Annotated in this window: 4 protein-coding genes and 1 pseudogene; all 5 read left to right on the forward strand. The window is 48.3% G+C overall.

What is annotated here, in order from left to right; translation table 11 throughout:
- The coding region (locus tag UC15_RS24490; protein WP_198659763.1) for a VENN motif pre-toxin domain-containing protein at positions 1-1,604 on the forward strand (1,604 nt) is incomplete at its 5' end.
- A complete protein-coding gene (locus UC15_RS24495) occupies positions 1,605-2,162 on the forward strand; it encodes a DUF3916 domain-containing protein (RefSeq protein WP_112291699.1) in 558 nt (185 codons plus the stop codon).
- A 145-nt stretch (positions 2,163-2,307) separates the two neighbouring features.
- Positions 2,308-2,490, forward strand: coding sequence for a hypothetical protein (locus UC15_RS25810; RefSeq protein ID WP_232829989.1), 183 nt, complete (start codon positions 2,308-2,310; stop codon positions 2,488-2,490).
- 10 nt (positions 2,491-2,500) lie between these two features.
- Positions 2,501-2,911, forward strand: a complete 411-nt coding sequence (locus UC15_RS24505) for a hypothetical protein (RefSeq protein WP_112291701.1) — start codon at positions 2,501-2,503, stop codon at positions 2,909-2,911.
- Between the two features lie 83 nt (positions 2,912-2,994).
- Positions 2,995-3,353, forward strand: a pseudogene (locus UC15_RS24510) (hypothetical protein); the annotation flags it as partial.

Raw genomic sequence — 3,353 nt, forward strand, 5'->3', positions numbered from 1 at the left:
ACGGCATGCTCGCCGGGCTGAACAACGACGCCAGCGCCGCCAGCACTACCGGTTCCGCTGTCGCGGACGGCACGATCGTCATCCGCGATAAAGAGAAACAGACGCAGGATGTCGCTGAGTTAAGCCGCGACACCGACAACGCCCACAGCACGCTGGCGCCGATCTTCGATGCTGCCAAAGAGCAGCAACGGATCGACGAGAACCGCGCCATCGCCCAAATCGGCTCGCAGGTCGCGGACATCGTGCGCACCGAAGGGAAAATCGCAGCGCAGGAAGCGGCGAAAAATCCCGACAATCTCGCCGCCGCGAAAGCCGCGCTGGAAGCTGAAGGGAAAACGCCAACTGGTGAAGACATCGCCAGACGCGCCTACGACACGGCGCTAAACGACTACGGCACCGGCAGCGATAAACAGAAAGCCGTACAGGCGATCACCGCCGCCATACAAGGTCTGACGGGAGGCGACTGGGGCTCCGCCGTGGCGGGCGCAGCCGCGCCTTACATGGCTGAATACATCAAAACCCACACCGCCGAAGGCGCTGAACGCATCATCAGCCACGCGCTGGCCGGTGCCGTCGTCGCCGACATGCAAGGCGGCAATGCCGCAGCGGGCGCGGCCGGTGCCGGGCTGTCAGCCGCAGGCGCGAAGTACATCGCCGAAGCGCTCTATCCGGGCAAAGACATCAAAGATCTGAGCGAGGAAGAGAAACAAGGCGTAGTTGCGCTGGCAACGTTAGCCTCAGGGATCGCCGGTGGCGTAGTCGGAGGAGAGGTAAGCTCGGGGATCGATGGGGCTAAGGGCGGGAAGAATGAGGTTGAGAATAATAACCTTGCGGTGATTGCTCGCTCAGGTGTTGCCGCCTGTGCGGAAATCGCACTCTGCCGCAATCAGGTGGTCAACGCAGGGTTAGGAGCATTAATCGGCATTGGCGCGGTCTCATCTTCGATGGAGCAGTTATCCGATGGACAGAAAACCAACGTAATGTTGGCGGCAATGTCGGGTGATGCACAGCTGATAGCAAATCTGTCTGCGTCTGAAAAGGCAGCCTACGAAGAGTTGAAAGGTAGCCCGGGCTTTGGAACATTTTTCCCCGACTCTGCCCCGGATTTAACCGGTGGTAATACTGGCGGCGATCAACTCTCAGGCCAAGGCGGTTCATGGAACACCGGTAATACAGATAACTCTAATGGTGGGTCAACAAGCAATACAGGTAACACTGATGGCAACCCGTATACGGGTGGAAATACCACCACCACGCCAATTGCAGAACAGAATCCGGATGATTTGGCTTATCTCGCTAATGGTTATGAACCCAACAAAGGTGCTGTTGGTAATATGGGAGAACTCCTTAATCAACCAGGGTTTGGTAGTGATATTAAAGGAAATACCCAGAAAAGTAGCCAGCAATATCAAGGCCAAAGTATATATAAAGCAACGGGTGATATAGGGGATAATATTAAAAAAGGAGATCAGTTCTATCTCGATGGCCAGCATAAAGACCATCTTGAGCTTTTTGACAAAAGAGGCAATTTTAAGGCAGTCTTGAATCTTGATGGGACTATAAATCAGGCTAAAACTGAAGTAGCTAAAGGAAGGAAGTTATAAATGTCGATACGTAGGTTAGCATTCAGCAGTAAAAAATTGCGGGGAATCCCCCGGAGATTACGATCATTGCGAAAATGGTCACAGTCATATACATCTAAATACCCCACTATTTCTAATGATAGCTACTCCGATGGTTATTGGAATATTAAGATACCTGTACATATAGGATTGGTTCAGGGACGACAAACCAACCGTGAAATTCAATCTGTTTGCGCACAATTTATGATAGATGCCGCTTATAATATTTTTCAGGCTAAACCAAAAAATGAAACGAACACAAGAGTCACATGCTGCATTATTTTTCCAGAGATGTTTTCTAGTGAATTATGCCTATTTACATCTGAAGAGTACTTTAATGTCCAAACACAACCAGGAAGTAATTACTTAGGCAAAAAGACCTTATTGACAAATAGAAGCATAATAAAAGAATGGGATTTAAATTTACCAAATAGCTTTTCGGAATTAGGAATCCTGAGAAGCAGTGAAAATGAAGATGGAGAGATATATTTTTCTGAGCATTGGTATATTGGAGAAGTAGCTAGGAAAATTAAAATTTAGATTATTAGACCGATATATATGTAGTAAACATTACTTTGGAGATAAGTCATGTACAATATATGCGACAAAGCGATTAAAATGATACGCACCTGGCTGATCGCTTGGATCGACAGGCAGGACCGAAGCTAACTGATTACAAGAGAAATTGGAAATAGAACAAGCCTTATTAAACCCTGAGGCTGGTCATCAACTACCTATACCAATGTCCGATAAGCGATGGCCGAAAGAAGATGCTCGGGTGAAAATGGCGCAAAATATTAATGGCGTTGAAGTACATTATGTTCGTAATACGACAACTGGTCAGGTAGATAACTTTAAATTCAAATAGGTCGGGATAAATGTTGGTTTTATGTAAGTCAGCATCGGGAAAATATCTCTCCGGTAACGCAAGAGTTATTGGCGAAAATAATGAAACACAATTTAACCCTTTGAGAATAGGAGTCGAGTATAAGGTCTATGGTGTTATGTTTTATCCGACCCGAACTGACATGCTCCTTTGTCCCGACGGTAGCAATCCATTATGGGTGCCTTCAAATATTTTTGAAGTATTGGACAATGCATTACCGAATAATTGGGGCTGTGTCCTCACAGAAAAAAAAGATGGATATTCTAACTTATATGAAGATTTTGGAATAACTGCAATATTTAGCTATCTTCAATTAGTTCGATCATACCAGCATTATATTGGCATTCTGGAAAGTGAACCCGACGAATTGCAGAAGTTCTATGAATATAAACTTAGTTACTGAAAAATTCTGTATTCTTCGGATATTTTTAATTCTATAAGTTATGCAGTCAACCTGATACCGACCGCAACCTGACGGTCGAAAGCCTGCAGGACACCGAACATTACGATTCGAAACAGCAGAGCGCCGCAGCGGGCGGCAGCTTCACCTGGGGCGGCGGTGGCGGCAGCTTCACCTGGGGCGGCGGTGGCGGCAGCGGATATATCAGCCTGACGCAGGACAAAATGAACGCCGACTATGCCAGCGTCACCGACCAGAGCGGCATATTCGCGGGCAGCGGCGGCTTCGACATCACCGTCGGCAACCACACCCAGCTTAACGGCGGCGTGATTGCCTCCGGTGCCACGTCGGACAAAAACCGCCTCGATACCGGCACGCTGGGCTGGAACGACATCCGCAACAAAGCCGATTACAGCGTCGAGAGCAGCAGCGCCAGCATGAGCTC

Origin of the sequence: Rahnella sp. AN3-3W3 (assembly GCF_003263545.1) — a bacterium.
Classification (GTDB): Bacteria; Pseudomonadota; Gammaproteobacteria; order Enterobacterales; family Enterobacteriaceae; genus Rahnella; species Rahnella variigena.

Excerpts from the sequence above, each read along its gene's own strand:
- UC15_RS24495 (WP_112291699.1), top strand. The coding sequence starts at position 1,605 with ATGTCGATACGTAGGTTAGCATTCAGCAGTAAAAAATTGCGGGGAATC.
- UC15_RS24505 (WP_112291701.1), top strand. The coding sequence starts at position 2,501 with ATGTTGGTTTTATGTAAGTCAGCATCGGGAAAATATCTCTCCGGTAAC.